Annotated in this window: 16 protein-coding genes and 2 pseudogenes; 11 read left to right on the forward strand and 7 right to left on the reverse strand. The window is 68.3% G+C overall.

Annotated elements, in window-relative coordinates:
* From ACFWYW_RS27300 to ACFWYW_RS27325, 6 genes and pseudogenes are all read left to right on the forward strand, one after another.
* A pseudogene (locus tag ACFWYW_RS27300) lies at positions 1-1,070 on the forward strand (hypothetical protein); the annotation flags it as partial.
* A 311-nt stretch (positions 1,071-1,381) separates the two neighbouring features.
* Positions 1,382-2,386, forward strand: a complete 1,005-nt coding sequence (locus ACFWYW_RS27305) for a DUF932 domain-containing protein (RefSeq protein ID WP_379627973.1) — start codon at positions 1,382-1,384, stop codon at positions 2,384-2,386.
* Between the two features lie 229 nt (positions 2,387-2,615).
* Entirely contained in the window at positions 2,616-3,083 is a 468-nt protein-coding gene (locus tag ACFWYW_RS27310; RefSeq protein ID WP_379627971.1) for a hypothetical protein, read from the forward strand.
* A 379-nt stretch (positions 3,084-3,462) separates the two neighbouring features.
* A complete protein-coding gene (locus tag ACFWYW_RS27315) occupies positions 3,463-3,831 on the forward strand; it encodes a hypothetical protein (protein WP_379627969.1) in 369 nt (122 codons plus the stop codon).
* Positions 3,832-3,896: 65 nt separating this feature from the next.
* Positions 3,897-4,451: a hypothetical protein gene (locus tag ACFWYW_RS27320; protein WP_379627967.1), complete on the forward strand. Its 555-nt coding sequence runs from the start codon at positions 3,897-3,899 to the stop codon at positions 4,449-4,451.
* Entirely contained in the window at positions 4,448-4,882 is a 435-nt protein-coding gene (locus tag ACFWYW_RS27325) for a hypothetical protein (RefSeq protein ID WP_379627965.1), read from the forward strand. The genes ACFWYW_RS27320 and ACFWYW_RS27325 overlap by 4 nt, the downstream gene beginning before the upstream one ends.
* Here ACFWYW_RS27325 and ACFWYW_RS27330 read toward each other — a convergent pair.
* Together ACFWYW_RS27330 and ACFWYW_RS27335 are read right to left on the reverse strand one after the other, a co-directional pair.
* On the reverse strand, positions 4,815-5,549 hold the full coding sequence (locus tag ACFWYW_RS27330) for a hypothetical protein (protein ID WP_379638700.1): 735 nt from the start codon (positions 5,547-5,549) through the stop codon (positions 4,815-4,817). The genes ACFWYW_RS27325 and ACFWYW_RS27330 overlap by 68 nt on opposite strands.
* A gap of 508 nt (positions 5,550-6,057) precedes the next feature.
* Entirely contained in the window at positions 6,058-6,492 is a 435-nt protein-coding gene (locus tag ACFWYW_RS27335) for a hypothetical protein (protein ID WP_379627925.1), read from the reverse strand.
* 566 nt (positions 6,493-7,058) lie between these two features.
* Here ACFWYW_RS27335 and ACFWYW_RS27340 point away from each other — a divergent pair.
* Both ACFWYW_RS27340 and ACFWYW_RS27345 read left to right on the forward strand, forming a co-directional pair.
* Positions 7,059-7,649, forward strand: coding sequence for a hypothetical protein (locus tag ACFWYW_RS27340; protein ID WP_379627927.1), 591 nt, complete (start codon positions 7,059-7,061; stop codon positions 7,647-7,649).
* A gap of 312 nt (positions 7,650-7,961) precedes the next feature.
* Positions 7,962-8,597 carry a tyrosine-type recombinase/integrase gene (locus ACFWYW_RS27345; protein WP_379627929.1) on the forward strand — a complete coding sequence of 212 codons (636 nt, stop codon included), beginning with the start codon at positions 7,962-7,964 and terminating at the stop codon, positions 8,595-8,597.
* Positions 8,598-10,310: 1,713 nt separating this feature from the next.
* On the opposite strand, the gene ACFWYW_RS27350 is transcribed toward ACFWYW_RS27345, so the two are convergent.
* Together ACFWYW_RS27350 and ACFWYW_RS27355 are read right to left on the reverse strand one after the other, a co-directional pair.
* Entirely contained in the window at positions 10,311-10,514 is a 204-nt protein-coding gene (locus ACFWYW_RS27350) for a hypothetical protein (RefSeq protein WP_379614722.1), read from the reverse strand.
* 345 nt (positions 10,515-10,859) lie between these two features.
* Positions 10,860-11,354, reverse strand: a complete 495-nt coding sequence (locus ACFWYW_RS27355) for an ATP-binding protein (protein WP_379614724.1) — start codon at positions 11,352-11,354, stop codon at positions 10,860-10,862.
* A 243-nt stretch (positions 11,355-11,597) separates the two neighbouring features.
* Between ACFWYW_RS27355 and ACFWYW_RS27360 the strand changes: the two genes are divergently transcribed.
* Positions 11,598-12,425: a helix-turn-helix domain-containing protein gene (locus tag ACFWYW_RS27360; protein WP_379614726.1), complete on the forward strand. Its 828-nt coding sequence runs from the start codon at positions 11,598-11,600 to the stop codon at positions 12,423-12,425.
* Positions 12,416-12,628, forward strand: coding sequence for a DUF397 domain-containing protein (locus ACFWYW_RS27365; protein ID WP_379614728.1), 213 nt, complete (start codon positions 12,416-12,418; stop codon positions 12,626-12,628). Before ACFWYW_RS27360 ends, ACFWYW_RS27365 begins: the two co-directional genes overlap by 10 nt.
* A 130-nt stretch (positions 12,629-12,758) precedes the next feature.
* Here ACFWYW_RS27365 and ACFWYW_RS27370 read toward each other — a convergent pair whose 3' ends face one another.
* The 3 genes and pseudogenes from ACFWYW_RS27370 to ACFWYW_RS27380 form a co-directional block, all read right to left on the reverse strand.
* Positions 12,759-13,550 carry a hypothetical protein gene (locus tag ACFWYW_RS27370; protein WP_379614730.1) on the reverse strand — a complete coding sequence of 264 codons (792 nt, stop codon included), beginning with the start codon at positions 13,548-13,550 and terminating at the stop codon, positions 12,759-12,761.
* A gap of 226 nt (positions 13,551-13,776) precedes the next feature.
* Positions 13,777-13,968, reverse strand: coding sequence for a hypothetical protein (locus ACFWYW_RS27375; protein WP_379614732.1), 192 nt, complete (start codon positions 13,966-13,968; stop codon positions 13,777-13,779).
* Positions 13,969-14,469: 501 nt separating this feature from the next.
* Positions 14,470-16,007 (reverse strand): annotated as a pseudogene (locus ACFWYW_RS27380) (IS481 family transposase); the annotation flags it as partial.
* An 856-nt stretch (positions 16,008-16,863) separates the two neighbouring features.
* Between ACFWYW_RS27380 and ACFWYW_RS27385 the strand changes: the two are divergent.
* Positions 16,864-18,423 (forward strand): tyrosine-type recombinase/integrase, encoded by a 1,560-nt coding sequence (locus ACFWYW_RS27385; RefSeq protein WP_379614734.1) that lies wholly within the window; start codon positions 16,864-16,866, stop codon positions 18,421-18,423.
* Positions 18,424-18,584 lie beyond the last annotated feature (161 nt).

The raw sequence follows: 18,584 nt of genomic DNA on the forward strand, positions 1-18,584 counted from the left end.
TGGGGGCGGTGTGGGCGGCGCTGAGGGCTGAGCCCGGCGGGTCGGCCACGATGATCGGGGCGGCGGCCGACCTGAACCGCGCGGTCGCGGGGAAGATCCTGAACCAGCTCGAAGCCGACGGGCACGCCCGGCGTGAGCCGGGTGTGAACGACGGCGGGCGCGGGCGGGCGGCTGACCGGTGGTACCCGATCACCACGGACCCCGCCGACTCCCCGGCGGACACTGCCGCGCCGACCGAGCCGACCGACATCGCCGACGTGCCCGCACCGGCCCCCGAAACACCGGACCCCGCACCCGACGCGGACGCCACGGACGCCACGGACGCTGACGGGGTGCCTGCTTCGGAGAGGGAGGTTCCCCCATCCGCCGCCGATTCGGCCGACCCCGCCCCGGCGGACGAGCCGACCGATGACGAGACGGACCCGACCGAGGAGACGTCCGGTCAGGGGCCGGGCGAGGTGGACGGTGACCTCGACGCGATTCCCGACGCCGACGCCGACGCCGACGCCGACGAGCCGGAGTCTGAGCCGGTGGCGGATGACCCGGCGTGGGCGCGGGCCCGTGCCGACCTGTCGGAACTGGCGGACCTGTTCAACGGGGTGCTCACGGCGAAGGACGAGGGGAACACCGTGATGGCGTTGGGGTGCCTGGAAATGGCGATGACGAAGGTCGCCACCGCGCACCGCACCGTTCGGGCGGCGCTGACCGGCACCGCCACCCCGGCGCGCGCCGTACCGGGGGGCGGAGGTGGTGCGGGCATCGGCGGCAGCACGCGGCCGGGCGGGTTGCGGGACCTGGTTCACGCGCACCTGATCGAGTTCCCCGGCAAGGAGTTCAGCCCGCATGACATGGCCAAGGCGTTGGGCGGCCGTTCGTCCGGCGCGGTGGCCAACGCCCTGGACCGGCTGGTTCAGCTCGGCGACGCGGTGCTGACCACGGAACGGCCCCGCCGCTTCGCCCTCGCCCCCACCGCCCCGGTCAATGCCCCCGCCGCAACCCTGGCCAGCCTCGCCCCGGTCAACGCGGCCGACACCGGGGACGGTGCGGCAACCGACATCAACGGCGACTGACCGGGCCTGAGCGGGCGGGCCGCCCTGACCGGCCCGCCCACCCCGGCCCGGGTAGCGGGCGGGACACCCCTACAGCCCCGCCCGCACCCCCGTAGCCCGGACACATCGCCCCGCCCGCCCCGCAAAGCGAACCAACCCGGCCACGCGCCGGAAGGGCACCCGTAGCCCGCGCTGATCACCGGTCCACCGGCCACCGGCCCGCACCGGGCCGGGGGTCCGATCCACCCGCCACACCGCTCGCGGCATCGCGTCTGTTCCGCATGCCCGCACACCACAACGCCGCACATCGGCACCTCAGAAGGGAACACATCATGGCTCACGAAATCGAGATCTTCGCCAACGGTTTGGCCGGGTTCGCCGCCGCCGGGAAGCCCGGCTGGCACGGGCTCGGCTACACCGCGCCCGGCCCGATGACCGCCGAGGAGCTCCTGTCGCGATCGCAGTTGGCTGGGTGGAACGTGCGCAAGGTGCCGGTCGGCCCGGTGACCGACCCGGTCACCGGCCAGCCGGTCGTCACGGACGAGGACTTCCTGACGGTGCGCACCAACCCGGTCACCCGCAAGCCCGAACGTCTCGGCCGGGTCGGACGCGAGTACCAGCCTCTGCAAAACGAAGAGGTCTGTGACTTCCTCCAGACGTTGGTGGATGAGTCGGGGGCAGTCTTCGACACCGGCGGCTCGCTGAACAACGGGCGGCGGGTGTTCATCACCATGCGGCTGCCCGAGCCGCTCATGGTCGGCGGGTTCGACCAGATCGACCTCTACCTGGCCGCGTTCAACCGGCACGACGGGTGGGGTTCGTTCGTCACCGTCGCCACCCCGGTCCGGGTCGTCTGCGCGAACACCGAACGCGCCGCGCTGGCCAACCACACCTCCCGCTACACCGTCCGCCATACCGGCAACCTCGCCGGGCGCATCGCCGAAGCCCGCGAGGCGCTCAAACTCACCTGGAAGCACGGTCAGGCGTTCGCCGCCGAAGCCGAGAAACTCCTCGCCATCCCGATGAACCGCAACGAATTCCGCCAGTTCGCCACCCGCCTGCACCCGCTACCGGCGGACGCGAAAGACCTGACCAAGCGCAACCACGACCTGACCATGCGGGAGCTGGAGTACCTGTTCAACGAGGCCCCCACCCAGGAGCCGATCCGCAACACGCGGTGGGCGGCCTACAACGCGGTGACCGAGCGGCTGGACCACAAGTCCCCGGTGTTCGGCAGCCGCGATGTCGCCACCGTCCGCGCCGAGCGCGCCCTGCTCGACGACCACGACAACGCCAAACTCAAAGCCCGCGCCTTCCGGATGCTCGCCACCGCCTAACACGCCCCGGCGTCCGGTACGGCCCCAACGCGTGGGCCGTACCGGAACGCCGCCGGACGGCACAGCATCACACGGGCGGACGGCCCGCCACACGCCCCGGCGCGGCCTGACCGGACCCGGCACCTACCCCCGGACACCCACCCCCGGATACCGCACCAACGCCCCGGCCCTCGTACCGGACACCCACGCACCACGCCCTAGCAACCCGACAGTGAAGGAGATCATCATCATGGGTCGACTCGAAGAGCGCGCCAGCCAGCACGCCCACGACGCCCGCCACGCGCTGGGCGAAGCCCTCGACCGTGTCTGCTCCCTCGATGACGAGGGGAACCTGGACGACGGCACCCTGGCCCGCATCGCCCACACCTACCACCGGATGAGCTGGTGGCACCAGGTCACCGACCTCACCCACGGCATCGAGAACACCGTGGACGGCGGGACCGCGATTCTGACCGTGCGGCAACACGCCCGCGAGTTCCTGATCAGCGCCCGCACCCCGCACGGCGGACTGTTCGCCCAGGCCATGGCCGAATCCCGCCGCAACGCCGCCCAAGGCTTCCTCGCCGCAACCCAGAGAATCGCCGACGCCCTCACCCCACCACCCGCACCAGCCGCACCGGCCACCCACCCGGATGACACCTACGGCGGACACGCCGGACCCCTGCCCGACCCGTGGAACAAGCCCCCCGTCTTCTAACCCAGCCGGGATACGGCCATGACCTCACATCCCGTCCGCCCGGCAGCGCGGGGACCGCCCCGCGCCGCCGCCCCGGACAGCCCCACCCAGAAACCCCTCACCTCTCGCTCGTCCATGTCACCAACCGTCCATGTCACCGACGAAAGGAACACTTCCATGAACGGACCTCTACGAGCCCGGCCCTCTTCCCCCGTACGGCGCGCTCGGCCGCGCCGCACCCGGCTCGACCCTCACCAACGGCGAACCGGCCGAGGAGGCAGGGTGCTCAGTCGATGAGCTCACCGCCGAGAAGATCACCGAAGCCCGGCACGCCTACTACACAGCGGCGGCCGAGGCCGTCGCCGCCCTGCAGAACGGGGAGTTTCTCTCCGCCGAGCAGGTGTTCGCCGCCGCCTACGCCCAGACCACCCGCGCCTGGTGGGACGTGGTCGACGGACAGATCACCCTCAAGCGGCTGGCATGCGACCACGCGTTGCGGCGCGTGCGTACCATGGCCCGCCACTTCCTGACCAACGAAGCCCCCGCCCGACGGCCGGGAACCCTCTTCGATCACGCCCTCGCCCACGCTGCCCGCATGGCCGCCCGCGACTTCCTCACCGACACCGGCGAACTCCTCACCCAGCACCTGGCCACCGAGCCCGGCGACGGAGCCGACCATCTGGGGCCGGGCGGGCCGGTTGGCCACCCCGTCCCCGGCCACCCGGCCACGTCCCCGGCGCAACCCTCGACAACGGCGCACACGCCGTGAACCCCCAACCGACCCCGTCAGCGTCGCCCGGCGCTGACGTCACCACCCCACGAAAGGACAACCCGATGAGCGACCACCCGCAGCACCCCGACACCCCGAAACCCCGAAACGAAGCCGCCGCCACCCCCACCCCCGCCGCCGCGCCCGCGCCGGGCGAGACGCTGTCGATGGAGGCCATCATCGAGCAGGCCCGCATCACGAGGCGGCGCAGCAGCGACGACATCGCCCGCAGGCTCGGCCGGGGGGAGCACCTTTCCGCCGAGCAGCTCTACGACACCCTGCGCGCCCAGACCCTCGCCACCTGGTGGCTGCTGGTCGACCGGCACATCCGCCACGCGGGACGCAGCCAGGGCCTGACCCAGAAGCAGACACTGGCCAAATTCGCGTCCTGGATCAGCTCCTACCTCGACCACGACGACCCCACACCGGATGTCGCCATGGTCGTCGGCGTCCTCGGACCGGAGGTCGAGCACGAATTCGCCCTCATTCACCTCAACCGGGCCATGGCCCTGATCCGGCGAGACGCGGCCCGGACCTTCATCGCTCAAGCCGAGGCACTCGCGCCGGCCTCCGCGGAGCAGATTCCGGCCAACCCGACCGAGCAGGAGATGACCGCATGACCAACCACAACACCAACAACACCCACGCACCCGACGCCCCGGCGACGTCCCCGGACACGCCCGCGCCGAGCCCGGACCGCCGCCCGCACGTGGAGTTCTTCCAGATGCTGGCCTGGCGATGGAACGTCACCGCCGCCAAGAAGCTCGCCCGAGGCCGGGAAGCAGAAGGCCGGATCAACCCCCGCGAGTGGTCGGGCATGCTCCACCTGATCGCCCTCGACACCGACCACGCCGCGCGCGTGGACATGTCCGAACCGCTGATCGTGATCACCGTCCCCGACAGCGGAATGCTGATCATCGACGGCTGGCACCGCCTCTACAGGGCGCTCGACACCGGCGTGCCCGAACTGGCGGCGGTGATCCTCACGGCCGAGGAAGAACTCGCCTGCCGGATGCACGGCGGGGAGAAGGGTCAGGGCCACCTGAGCTAGCGCCTGAGCCGGTGGCATAGGGGGTATGCCCCGCCCAGCACAGTATCAGTGTGCTGGCCGGGGCATACCTCCTGCACCACCGGCTCAGACGGGCCTGCTCGCGTTCGGCCTCTGAGCTCGAGCTTTCCATCTTGTATCGAGTTGCGCGATCCTCTCCATGACTGCCTCGATGGTGGGGTTCTGCAGGAGATACGGATTTGGGGCAGACCTGCACCCCGAATGCGTTCACGTACGGCCTGGGCTGCTGCACGGGCACCGACGTGGGCGACACCTGCCTCGTGGGAGAAACTTCGGACCGTTGCGGCTGGAGGGAGTGGCCGATGAGGCGGAGTGTGGACTCGATGGGGATCATGTAGTCGCGCAGGCTGGCCTCGTCATCGATGGACAAGGTGGCGTCTTGGGGCCGGTTGCGGTTGTGCAGGTCGACCGTCTCGGCGCTGTCGAGGCAGTAGTAAATCTCCCCTTCCAACCGCCCGGCCTCGGTGCTGTTCAGCTTCTCGTCGTCGTTGGATTCATAGCGGATGACCAGCACCCGGTACCAGTGGTCACGGTTCTTGAACTGCTGTTGGACGCGGTTTCGGAGGCCGGGGTTGGTGGCTTTGCCGACGTAGGCGCCCCACCGGCCCTCGCTGTCGGGGCGGTCGAGCAGGATGTAGGCGCCGGGCACGTTCCAGCTTGGTCGAGGCTCTTGACCTGGTGGCGGTAGAGCAGGAGCGTGCCGGCGACCTTGTGCTTGGCCCGGATCTTGATCAGCTCATCGGGGTACTCGGAGAGGGTGACGACGAGCGGGAACACGACGAGCCGTACAGCGGACACGGGGGGCTCCTCCACGTGGATCTGCTGGAGATGTCCCGGCCAGTATCGGCTACATCGCTCTGCGTGACCACAAGTTTCCAGCAGTAGCAAGTCGCTCACCTGCGGATTTACGACGATGCACCCCCGGATCTGCGACGATGAACCTGCGGATTTTGGAACCGATGCAATGCCGGACCCCGTGGCGTCACCTGACGCCGTCACGGCGTCGGGCGGGTAGGCATCATGGGCCGGGCGGCTGTGGGCGGGCCCGTCAGGGCCGTACGGCGGCCGGTACGGCGTTCCGCGCCCTACCCCCCCGGGCCCCGGGCCGTCCTGCCGCCACAAGACCCGTGGGCGTTCAATGGCCGCTGGTCAGGCGTTCAGAGGTCCTGGCCGGGGTCTTTCGGCTGGCCGGGGAAGGTGGGCTGGCTGGTGTGGCACATGTGGGCTTCGTTCTGGGCGCTGGTGAGGAGGGCGGCGGTGGCCTCGGCCGCGCGGCGGGCGGCTAGCATCTGGATCTCCTCGGGGGCGTCGCGCTCGTCCATCACCAGCAGGGTCCCGTCCTCGCTGACGTGGGTGCGGACCTTCCAGCCGAGCTGGTGACCAGCGGCACGGGCGGCTTTGCGGACCTCGGCCAGTTCGCCCAGCTCCGCGACCGCGTCAGAGGCGAGCTGGAGCTGGCCGTAGAAGCCGCCGTAGTCCGGCTTCAGGTTGGCGGCCATCATCGCCTTCACGAGATCCAGCTTGGCCAAGCGACGTTCGGCCAGCTCATCCCTGCGGTTCGGCAACTCGCCCATCTCCGTGGCCTCACGCACTGCAGGGGCTCGGTCTCAGCGTATGCCGCCCCCGCCAGGCGCTGCCCGGAACTTGCCCGAAAACGCTGTGGCCTGCGAAAACAGTTCGGGTTCGGGCAGGTGCTGACGGCTGGGCGGCGATGGAGCGAGGCGCTGGACCGGGTGTGGCCCGAGCATCGGGTCACTGATCCCTGTCACTTATCCGAATACCTCGCTGCGCATCGGTGGCAGGTACGCCGTACCGGTGCGCGGGCTGCGGGTGCTCCTCGACCAGCCAGAAGAACAGGGCGGCGATGACCGTCAGACACGAGAGAAGGGATGACCACGATGGCCAGCAACCCAAGCACGACGAAGGCGGCGGGCAGGGAGCGGCCCGTCGCCAAGGGCACCACCCACAAGATCTGCGCCTGCATCGATCCCGACACCGGCAAGAACATCGGCAAGACCTGCCCGAAGCTGCGCACCACGCACGCCAACGGCGGAAACGGTGGAGTTCGACGCACGGCACCTGGGCCTACCAGCTCGAACTCCCCGCCCCCGCTGACGGTAAGCGCCGCACCCCGCTGCGGCGGCGCGGCTTCCTCACCTTGGAGGATGCTGAAGCGGAGCTGGATCACGCCCGCGGCCTGCTCGCCCTGGACCCCGACCCGGCCGTCCGCAGGCAGATCACCGCGCTGATGCTGTCGGTGACCAAAGCCACCCAGCAGCTTCCCGACACCGAGGAGGTACGGCGTAACGTCCGCACGCACCAGGACCTGAACCGGCATGTCACCGTCGGCGAGTGGCTGGAGGAGTTCCTCAAGCGCAAGCGCGCCATCGAGCCGACCACCCGGCGCTCGTATGAGTCGCACATCCGGCTCTACCTCAAGCCGTACCTGGGGGAGATCCGGCTGGACCGGCTCCGCGTGTCGGACGTCGCGGGCATGTTCGACGCGATCGAGGAGTTCAACGACATCATCGTCACCGAACGCGCCAGCGGCGACCCCGCCCGCGTGCGGGCGGTGCGCTACCGGCGTCCGGTCGGCCCCACCACCATGCACCGCATCCGCGCCACCCTGCGCCACGCGCTGAACATCGCCATCAAGCAGGACAGGTTGCTGGCCTTCAACCCCGCCGCCGTCGTCGAACTCGCTACCGCCTCCCGTCGGCGCAGGCCGTTGATCGCATACAGCCGGTAGAGGGCGAACAGGCGATCTCTTCGGGCGTAGGTGAGGAATCGCTGGGTCTGCTACGGGGTCCACACCATCACCGGCGAGGGACGCGGCGCACCAGTGTAGGCGACTACGGGGTCGACTCGCCTGCCCTCGCGTGCCCGCTTGAGCAGGTCCAGATGTTCCGCGTGGTCGAGGCGCCACTGGGCGACCCGCTCCTCGGTCCAGACCAGCGGCTTGGAACGCCGCGAAGGCCGCGTTCGGACAGGCCGTCAAGCAAAGATCGCGTCATGCCGGTCCGTGCCCGTTCGTCGAGGCCCCTCCTTGAGGGTCTCTTTCGTGATTTGGGAGGGCTCGATATCCGCAAACTGGATCGGGATTCACTGGCAGATCACCCAGCTCGGCTGGAACCCCATCCAGGGCACCCCGAAAACCGATGCCAGCGACCGCGAGATCGCCGTCGACGCCGAGTCGATGACCTGGCTGAAGCAGCATGAACGGCGGCAGGCGCGGGAGCGGCTGGCCGCGGGGCCGGACTGGGTGGAGTCCGGGTTCGTCTTCACCGACGAGATCGGTCGGCCTCTGCATCCGCAGTATGTGACGGATCGCTTCTACGCGATCTGCTACCAGGCCGGACTGCCACCGATCCGCCTCCATGACCTGCGCCACCTGGCAGCCACAGCGATGCTCGCGGCAGGAGCGGATGCCGTCCTAGTACAGAAAGCGCTCGGGCACCGCACGGCATCGTTCACCCGCGACACCTACATCAGTGTCTACCCCGAAGCGGCTGCCGCAGGAGCCGAGGCCACCGCCGCGTTGCTGACCGGAACCCCCCGCACCCACACCCCGGCCACTACCGCCCTCTCGGCGCACCACCCGCTCTGGACGGAGTGCACAGGACGCGGCGGTCGGAGGCGAGGGCACGAGTGGGACGGTGATCCACCTGCCCACCAGCTAAGAATCGCGATCAGGTAGCAGAAGGGGGAGGTAGGTCAGCCGCACGCTGACCTACCTCCCTCTTTCCCTTGTCTCCTTCCCCCGCAGCGGGAGCGGAGAGGGTTCGGGACGGGATGAGCGGCCCATGGGGGGGAGGGTGACTCCCCGCTTTGCGCTACGTCCCGAAGGCCCCGGGAGGGTCCGGCAGCAGGGCACGAGGGAGGTAGCGCCACCGCTGCCGGACGTTTTCATAGAGTCCCGGGGTGGCGGCTCCAGCGTTCGTGTGCGGGCCCCGGATCCCACACTCGTGTGACGCTGCTGGAGCCGCCCGCCCACGGCCTGGTGAGTCAGCGGCTGCACCAAGGCCATCAGCGTTGGCCGACCGGGCTTCCAGGACGGTCAGCCAAGGGGGTGGCTGCTCTCTCCGCACAGCGGAGGCCCGAGCAGCCACCTCCCCTCCCCCTTGGCGGGCACGGTCGCCTGCGCGCAACCCGCCCGCCAGAGGGGTCCGGGCCCGGTAGCGGCACCCGCGATGACTGGGAGCGTGCCGCTACCGGACGTTCATGAAGTTCTCAAAGGGCGGGCGGCCCCCTTTCACGCCTCGCGGCCTGTGCAGCCGCGCTCCGCACCAGCGCAAAGAGGGCCGCCCACCGGTTGACCGGGCGGAAGGGGAACCACCCGGCCTTTCCCGGGGAGTGGCTGACCGGACCTCCTCGGGTATCCGGCCAGCCGCCCCAAGGGGTGACCGCGCCCGTGGTTGCCTGAGGCGCTCGCGGTCACCCGATTCTCGGGAGTGCGGCGGGTGGGCCTGCGCGTCCGCCCGGCCGCATCGCTCCCGAGAAGCCTTGAAATCTCGCTTGTCTCCTCCTGGGGAAGGGGGGCGGTCCCTCCCATCGCGGCGTCGGCGTGCGCGATGGTTTCCTCCCAGGTGAGGGACCGCCCCAGGCGGCGATCGACGCGAGCGGGGGACCCACGCGACACGCCACCCAGGCGGTGACTTGACCGGCAAGGACATCCGGCCAGCCACCACCGGTGACCACGCGCTGCACACCACGCGGCCACCTCGGACTCGAACAGGACACCGGCCACGGTCGCCCACCACCCGGCACCCATCCGAGAAGCACTGACAGGGTGGCCCTCACCCGCCCCGGCCCCCGGCCGGGATGCCACCGCCAGACACCCCGACCGGAAGGGAGCGGGTGAGGACGCTGCCATCCACGGCCCCGCCGAACGGGCGGCAATCGTGGTGACAGGGCTGATGGCCGCCGATCCCCGGCCGCTGACAGCCACGACAGGGCCGCGACACGGGCCGCCAACGGGCGGACAGCATCCGTGCCCGGTCGGCGTGGTCGCGTGCCGGTCAGACGGTGTGCGGGGACGCTACGGCCAGCACCCGGCCGACACATTCGGCCGCCCGGTCCGGGTGGGTGACCTCGACGATCGGCGCTGCCCACGACCACCAGAACATCCACTCACCCTCCCGCGGCAAGGCCGAAACAACCTCGGCCAGCGTGGTGGCCCCGGGTTGATCACCCGCAAGCGCGGCAGCCGCCCCGCATCGGTCAGCACCCGCGCGAGTAAGCCCCGCGCCTGCAGCACCCGCTGCAGGTCAGTCAGGTAGAGGGCGGCCTGCTCGGCTATCGCCGAGGGGACGGGATCAGACATGGTCGACTCCGGGGGATAGTCAGGGGAAGAGGAAGAGGAGGGGGTTTAGGTAGCCGCGTACAGCTGCTGTAGCGGGGAGGGCGATCTTCAGGCGGACGGCTGGTTCTGCTTGCGACGCCGCCACACCACGTAACCAGCCCACACCACCACCCCGACCACCCCGACCACGATCAGGCCAAGCACCGCCAGCGCCACCGGCCGGACCACCCCGGCCGGAGCCACCACGGAGAAGACCGCGAACGCAGCGGTGAACACCACCAGCAGCCCATTGATCAGATGACGACGCAACACGACGAACTCCAGTTCACAAAACGAACGAGGGAAGGCACGGAGCCGGATGGGGTGTGATTCAGGGGGCCGAACAGCGAACGGCCGTTGAGCGCCTTACGCCGCAACCGCCACCGGCGCCCGAGCACGACCCCTGCGAACAGGCCCGGCCCGCCTGCGAGCACCGCCACCTTCACCGGCATCGGGACGCTCCCGGGCGCGGCGGTGATCCAGCGACGAACGCGGCCGTGACCAGCACCGGGACGAGCATGAGCAGATGATGGCGGCGCACAATGCTTCTCCGATTCCGGGCAGGCCAAACACAGGCGTAAACGAGCTGTATGAAGAAGGAAGAGGGAGCAGACGAGGTCAGCCGGCGACCGGAGCGCAGTACAACTGCCCTAACTGCGCCTCGGTCGGATAGCGGTCCAGGTGACACCACACGTGCCGGTACCCGGTGCCGGGCATCCGGTAGGTGCCCCACCGGCCACGTGACAGGTTCGCCACGATCGCCAGCCCCCGACCGTGCTCGGAGTGCAGGTTCGGCACCTGCAACGGGATGCAGGCGGGGGTTGAGCAGTGCGACCCCGGATCGGTCACCCCCACCCTGATAAGGACCGCGTTCTGCGACAGCCTGACCGCGATGTGACCAGAACCGTCACCGATACCGGAGGCATCGGCGTACTTGACGGCGTTGGTGACCAGCTCGGAGGTCACCAACACGACAATCTCGGTTGCGGCATGAGCGCCGCCCAGCCACGTGGTGATCGCCTGCCGGGCCAGATGTGGCGCCCGCGCGTCACACGCCAGCTGGATGATGCCGAGTTCCTCGAGCTTTGTCGGTGGGGGTACGTGGTATATCACCGGATTCGCCTCGCTATTTTCTGATCACCAGTCGCTTCCAATATGCGAAGAATGCGAGCAACATCTACCTACCTGCGTTCTATTCGTGTGCCTGGCTGTGTGGTTCAACCCGGCCTGAAGAGACCATCTCAGAAAACCCCTGCATGCGGGGCCAAAGGCAAAGCACTTCCCGGGCACTTACCAGGTGTGCTACAACACATGCCCGTGCTTTGAGGTGTGTTATCAGAGAGGAGGCGTTTCACCATGGAAAACGCCGAGCCGGAGCCTGCACTAAAAACCCCGAGCGTGAAGTTCGGCACCCATCTTCGTGAATACCGCATCATGGCAGGGAGGCGACAAAAGCAGCTCGCTGTCATGCTCGGCTGGTCAGTCTCGAAGATCAGCATGATCGAGCGCGGAGAACGCCGGGCCGACGAGGACTTCGCCCGCGCCGCCGACACCGCGCTGGGAGCAGGTGGTGGCCTCCTGACACGTTGGCGTGAGACCGTCGGGCAAGCCGGTCGATTCTCTATCTGGCTCGCGCAACTGGTCGAGATCGAGCAGCGGGCGGACATGCTCCGTGCTTGGGAGCCGTTGATCGTCCCTGGCATGCTCCAGACCGAGCAGTACGCCCGCGCCATCTTCCGGGGCAGGCCGGAGATCACCCCCGACGTCGTCGAGCAAAGCGTGGCAGCACGGCTAGATCGCCAGCGCATCCTGGAACGGGAGAAGGGACCTAAGCTATGGGTAGTGCTGGACGAAGGAGTCCTCACCCGGCCTATCGGGAGCGAGGAGATCATGGCGGAGCAACTCGCGCATCTCGCCGGTATGGACGATCATCCGCGGGTTCACCTTCGCATCCTCCCTCATAACGCGTGGCTGACGACCGGGCTGCAAGGTGCCTTCATGCTGGCCGGTGGACCGGCAATGCCAGACACGGCCTACCTCGAGTCCATCACGCTGAGCCAGATCACAGCTGACCCGAGCAGGGTTCTGGACATCAAGTCGAGGTATGAGATGTTGCACGGTGAGGCCCTTCCTCGAAGGGCTTCACTCCAATTGATCGAGGAGAAAGCCCAGCGATGGAAGTGACCAACGAGGAACTGGACCGCGCCATCTGGCGCAAGGCAACCCGCTCTGGCGACAACGGCAACTGCCTGGAAGTGGCGCCCCTGTCCGGAGGCAGGGTCGGTATCCGTGACACCGAAGCCCCTGACCAGGCCCCCTACGTCGTTTCAGCATCGGTATGGGCGGCGTTCATCGACGGCGCCAAAAGAGGCGAGTTCGACTTCTGACACTCCGACCGGCAACCGGCGCAGGCGCCTGGGCAGGCCCTAGCACCCCTGCACCTGCCCGAGGGCCAGGTCGGATTGTCTTCAGCTTGGCCGGCTGACGGTGGCCATGGAAAGCTCTTCATGGCCACCGTCAACCAGGTACTTCGTCCCAGACCCAGTTGCGCCTCCTTGCGTCACGCTCTATCCGGGCACGATCAAAGATCGCGGCGAAATTCTCAACACGACCGTTGTAACTGGCCTCTGCTTGGCTGATAAGCATCTCAATGAGAGGCTGGATCTCATGCCAATGGCGGGGCAGGCTGATGCCGGAGAACCAGGCGTGCAGCGCAGTCACTGAGGAATCGCTCCCTAGTCTTTTCATCCAGCGCTGCATCGCCCGGTAGGGCGGAGCTCCGGCAGATGTCTTGAGAGCCAGCAGCTCACGTGACCACACGGCCAAGGCCGGGCGATTTGCGAATCGGTCATGGATTTGACTCGTACCAGCCCTTGCCTCGGCTGGACTAACCGGTGTCTCGGCTGCTGCATCTTCGTCGCTGGTGTAGTCGGTGCCAAAGTTGATCGAACCAGCGTGATGCGACCTGCCTATCCTGTCTTGGTCCATGATGAGTGGATCCCGCGGTGCGGCACGCCGCCGCCGAATCTGGTCTTCGTAAGCCGCGGCGTATCCGGCGTTGACGGCTTCCGTTTCCTCTTCAGTGCAGGAGAGAGCACGCAGAAGCCGATCAAGCAGATCACGGCTGGGGAGCTTCGGCCCGAGCACGTATCGGTGGATCACTGCCCTGCTGCGGTGAACCGTCAAGCCCAGCTCTCTTAGCGAGGGGTCGTCATGCCGACGGATCGTGCGCTGGAGTAGGTCGAAGAAGTCGTACTGGGGACCGTAGGGGGCCTTCGGCTCGCCGAGAGGCTTTTTCGGCATCGTCACCTCACCCGATTGATTTCACCCTGTTGTCACCTTATTTGCTCGATGTTCAGAACGCGCTCCCACCAGGGCATTCGCTAGCTTAAGAATGAAGTCAGTGTCCCGAACAGCTCGGACGCCTGTTCGGACAGCTGCCACGGCTCGCGACCTCCAGCAGCAGACCCAGACAGATGTCAACCGAAAGTGAGCACACCACATGCGCTTCATCCAGACCGTCATCCAGCGTGTCTTACGGCTGGTCGCGACTCGGCGGTGTCGCATCATTGCGGCCCTGGCGACCGCCATAGTCGTTGGCCTTCTGTTTCCGAACCAGCGCGTCGCGTCGGCAGCGGCAATTATCGCGGCCGTCGCAGTCGTAATCGAGCTGCTCTTCCCTGAGAAAGGCCATGTTCAGGACTCGGCGTTGTTCGAGTCGCGACACAGGCGGCATCGTTCAGCAGACTCACCCTCACGGCCGCTGGTGGAGGACCAAGATCCGGCCGTTGGACAGGGCGATGCCGACGGTGAGAACCGTACTGCGTGCGATCAGTTCACACCAAGTGGATCAGAACCGTTAACTGGACACACCCGACCGCCCGCCGCCTCCTCCGGCTTGGTGCTCTGCTGGGCTTCCCATGGGGTATGCCGTGATCGTCAGGGGCCGGGGGGCCGGGCATATGCCGGACCGGTGTGTCAAGTTCCGGTACCCGCGCGACGGTGGAGTTCCGGTAGCTGTGCGACAGGCAGAGATGAGGAGTGCCAAGACGTTTCCCTGGCTCCCCGCTAGCCGCCTGCCGGGCGGGGGAACGGGCCCGCTGTCCAGGGTGGGCGTAGCCCATCGCGCAGCGACGCCGTAGGCGCCCTTGACCGTGGGCCCGAGAGCCTGCATTCTGACCCGGCGGGGCAGCCCGGGGCGGGCCTGGGGCCAGGTTAAGGTCCGGTCGAGGGGATCCGGGCGGAGGCCAGGTCCTTGGGCTTGGGCTTGGGCTTGCGCGGGCGGCCGCCCGGGGTGGCGAACGCGCCGTGTTCCTTGGCCCGGTCGTGCCGGATCGGATGCACCCGGATCACCACCTCATCGACGGACAGCTGCACCGACCCGGCCACGATCGACACCTGGATGCTGCGCCGGGCCCAGGCCCGGCCCGCCTGGTACATGGTGCCGGCGAACGACACGCCGCCGTCGCGGTCGGCGACCCGGGTCACCACCGGGCCGGTGCTGGGCGCCCGCGCCCGGTGCACCGGTTGGGCCCGGGTGCCCTTGCCGCCGGACCTGGCCCGCTGCACGTGGGTGGCCACCAGCACACCGCGGTGCAGCACCTCCACCAGCCCATCGCCGGCCACCACCTCCACCAATTCCCCGGCGAAGACCGGGCCGACCCGGTATGTGGCGCCGGCCAGCGAGATCCGCCCGTGCTGGTCGACCCAGCGGGTGATGCCCGGCGGCCGGGCGGTGCGCCGCCCCTGCCCTCGCGAAGATGCGCCGCCAGGGTCTGGCAGCGACCCCGCCGCCTGGATCGGCTCGGCCGCCTGCTCGCCGGCCTGCACCGGTGCCGCCTGCTGGGCGGCCAGGCGGAACCGCTCGATCGGCGAGCCGCCGCCCAGCGCCTGGTGCGGCCGGGTGGTGTTGTAGATCTGCACCCAGGCATCCAGCGCCGCCTGAGCCTGGGCCACGGTGGCATACCGGCGATCACACTCGGTGAAGTGCTCGCGCCGCATGGTCTTGTGCAGTCGCTCCACCTTCCCGGTGGTGGTCGGCGAGTACGGCGCGGTGAGCAGGTGCTTGATCCCGTTGTCGGTGCAGATCCGATCGAAGGCCACCGGACCGGGACCGGGACCGAACCGGGCGGTGAACACCTTGCCGTTGTCGGTGAGGATCTGCTCGGGCACCCCGTGCGCGGCCAGTGCCGCCCGCAGCGCCGCACACACCGGCCCGGAGGTGGCCCGCGCCACGATGGCGGCACACACCACGAACCGCGAATGATCATCGATCCCGGTCACCACCTTGCACTCACGGCCATCGGCCAGGTGCACGCCGCCCATCACATCCATCTGCCACAGCTCCATCGCCCGGCCGCGTTCCCAGCGCTTGTAGTCGCCGCGCCTACGCACCCGCCGCCCGGGCTGGATCAGCCCATGACGCACCAGCGCCCGATACACACTCGAGCGGCCCGGCACCGGCGCGACCGCCTCCCGCTCCAGCTCATGCACGATCCGGGTCGGCCCCCACCCCGGATGGCCGGTCCGCAACCGCACGATCCGCGCCTCGACCACCGCGCTCATCTGATGCGGACACCGCTCCGGTCGCGACGAGCGATCAGCCAGATTGGCGATCCCGCCATCATCGGCATACCGGCGCAGCCACCGATGCACCGTCTGCCGCACCACCCCGAAACGGCGCGCGACCTCGGTCACCGAGGCGCCTTCCAGCACCTCCAGCACCGCCCGATACCGCTGCTCCACCACACCCAGCTCCATCAGCATGGCCCTCGGTTCCCTCCCCGCAACCCTTTGAAGGCCACAGCCAAGAACCGAACCACCACCACCGACAAGTCACCGCCAGGTGTCGCTCACCTACCGGAATCCCTGTCGCACAGCAGCCGGGACTATGTCGCCCGGCTACCGGAACCGCGTCCTGGAACTGTCACACAGGAACCGGAACCGATGTGTCCACCATCTACCGGAACTGCACATATGCCGGACCGGTGCCGAAGAGCAACCGCCGGACAACCAACGGCCGATCTCGGCCCTCGCAGGAGGCCACGAGAATCGAAAAACCCCAAGTCAGACGCGGTCTTTGGTGGTAGGGCGCCCGGGGCTCGAACCCAGAACCTACGGTTTAAAGTCCACAGCTGCGTTGCCCCGTGTGTGCGCCTAATCGCCCGTCCTCGTGACGGTCTCGCCATCGCCATCTCTGTCAGGTTCTGCCGCAGGCTATTGCTTTGTGTCGCCTCGCCCGGATGCCCGCCGGGTCCTTCTATATGGGCCGGAGGTGGCGGAATTTGCTGATCCTTGCCCGAGAGGGCTGTCCGATTTCTGGTCTGGTGGCAGGTATTTAGATTAGTGACGGGAGATTTTCCGTTGATCGTCGGGGCCGGCAAGGGTGTGTCAATTTCGGGTGGGGGGGTGGTGGTCGTTGGATTCCGGAACGGGGGTCGGATTGGGCTTGACCGATGCCGTGCAGGTGGGCGTCGATACATCCCCGCCCGACATGGCCATGCCGTATTCCCGGTGTTGGTCGCGGGGCGTGCTCGCCTGACCGGCATCCGGAGTGTGACTGCGCGCTGCCGGGCTCGCGGGCGGGAGAAGACATCGCATCGCAGGATGAGGGGAGAAAGTGATGGCTGACGGCACCACGTACAAGCGGTGCTCCTGCACGGGAGCCGACGGCAAGGCGCTGGGACAGAAATGCCCCAAGCTACGGCGTCCCGGTGGGGGCTGGAGTAACCGGCACGGCATCTGGAGTTACCAGATCGAGCTTCCGGCCACGGTGGAGGGGAAGCGCCGGGGTCCGCTGCGTCGTAGCGGCTTCGCCTCGCAGGACGCCGCTGGCGACCAGTTGGGGAAGGTGCGCGAGTTGCTGGCGCTGGCCGATCCGGGCGAGGTTGTGACCCGTAATCAGATCGCTGATCTGATCAAGAGGACGCTGGCCGAGACCGAAGCTCTGCCCAGCGTCGAGGTGGTGCGCCGCAAGGTGCGCACCCGCCAGGACCTGACCCAGGAGGTGACGGTCGAGCAGTGGCTGGAGGAGTTCCTCAAGCGCAAGCGGAAGATCGAAGAAACGACCCGGCGCTCCTACGAGGGCCACATCCGGCTGTATCTGACCCCCTACCTGGGTCATATCCGGCTGGATCAGCTCAGGGTCGGGGACGTGGCGGGGATGTTCGAGCAGATCGAGGAGTTCAACGACGTCATCGCCGAGCGCCGCGCCAGCGCTGACCGTGAGGTGCGGGCCAGCGTCAAGTATCGGCGGGCGGTCAGCATGGCCACCATGCACAGCATCCGGGCGACACTCCGGCATGCGCTGAACGTGGCCATCCGCCAGGACCGGCTGATCGACTTCAACCCCGCGGCGGTGCTGGAGATGCCGGCCAAGACCCGGCCCAGGCCACTGGTGTGGACCCGGGAGCGGGTCGAGGAATGGCATCAGGACTTCCGCGCCTACCGCAGCGCGGAGAAAGCGCGCCGGGGAGGGCGGCGAGTGGATCCGATCGACGCCTACATCCGGGTGCCGCGCCCATCGGCGGTGATGGTATGGACACCGGAGCAGACCCGGCTGTTTCTGGAAGAGGCCGGTCGGCATCCGTTGTTCGCCTTGTATCGGCTGATCACGCTTCGCGGGCTGCGGCGGGGCGAGGCATGCGGGCTGCGCTGGAAAGACATCGACCTGGATACCGGAGCCGCGAGCATCTCCTGGCAGCTGGTGCAGCTGGCCGGGCGCATCCACGAGGGCAAGCCCAAGACCGACGCCTCCATGCGCACCATCGCCCTGGACGCCGAAACGATCACGATCCTGCGCGCGCACCAGCGGCGTCAACGCGAACAACAACTCGCAGCAGGGGAGACATGGAGGGGGACCGGGTTCGTGTTCACCCAGTCCGATGGGGATCGGCTGCATCCGCAGCATGTGTCCGACCAGTTCCTGTGGCTGGCCTACCTGGCGGGACTACCACCGATCCGGCTCCATGACCTCCGGCATGGGGCTGCGTCGTTGATGCTGGCCGCGGGTGTGGAGATCAAGGTGGTCCAGGAAACTTTGGGGCATACCTCCAGCGCGTTCACCGCCGACACCTACACCTCGGTCTTTCCCCAGGTAGCGATGGCGGCGGCGGAGAAGACCGCAGCGCTGTTGCTGGGCGACGACGAGGAGTACGGCACACTGCGGCATCTGCGCGCATAGCCAAGAGTGCCTGACAGGGTCACAGGACGGCTTCGTCCCGCCGGAAACGCGGCGGACGGGGCCGTCCGCCGTATCGCGGGAACCGGTGAGTGCGGTGTCGGACGGCATGGTGATCATGGTGTGTACGGGGTTGGTACGGGCGAGCACGGTTGGAGCACGGA

Origin of the sequence: Nonomuraea sp. NPDC059023, from assembly GCF_042740095.1 — a bacterium.
Classification (GTDB): Bacteria; Actinomycetota; Actinomycetes; order Streptosporangiales; family Streptosporangiaceae; genus Nonomuraea.

Excerpts from the sequence above, each read along its gene's own strand:
- ACFWYW_RS27305 (WP_379627973.1), top strand. The coding sequence starts at position 1,382 with ATGGCTCACGAAATCGAGATCTTCGCCAACGGTTTGGCCGGGTTCGCC.
- ACFWYW_RS27310 (WP_379627971.1), top strand. The coding sequence starts at position 2,616 with ATGGGTCGACTCGAAGAGCGCGCCAGCCAGCACGCCCACGACGCCCGC.
- ACFWYW_RS27320 (WP_379627967.1), top strand. The coding sequence starts at position 3,897 with ATGAGCGACCACCCGCAGCACCCCGACACCCCGAAACCCCGAAACGAA.
- ACFWYW_RS27325 (WP_379627965.1), top strand. The coding sequence starts at position 4,448 with ATGACCAACCACAACACCAACAACACCCACGCACCCGACGCCCCGGCG.
- ACFWYW_RS27360 (WP_379614726.1), top strand. The coding sequence starts at position 11,598 with ATGGAAAACGCCGAGCCGGAGCCTGCACTAAAAACCCCGAGCGTGAAG.
- ACFWYW_RS27365 (WP_379614728.1), top strand. The coding sequence starts at position 12,416 with ATGGAAGTGACCAACGAGGAACTGGACCGCGCCATCTGGCGCAAGGCA.
- ACFWYW_RS27385 (WP_379614734.1), top strand. The coding sequence starts at position 16,864 with ATGGCTGACGGCACCACGTACAAGCGGTGCTCCTGCACGGGAGCCGAC.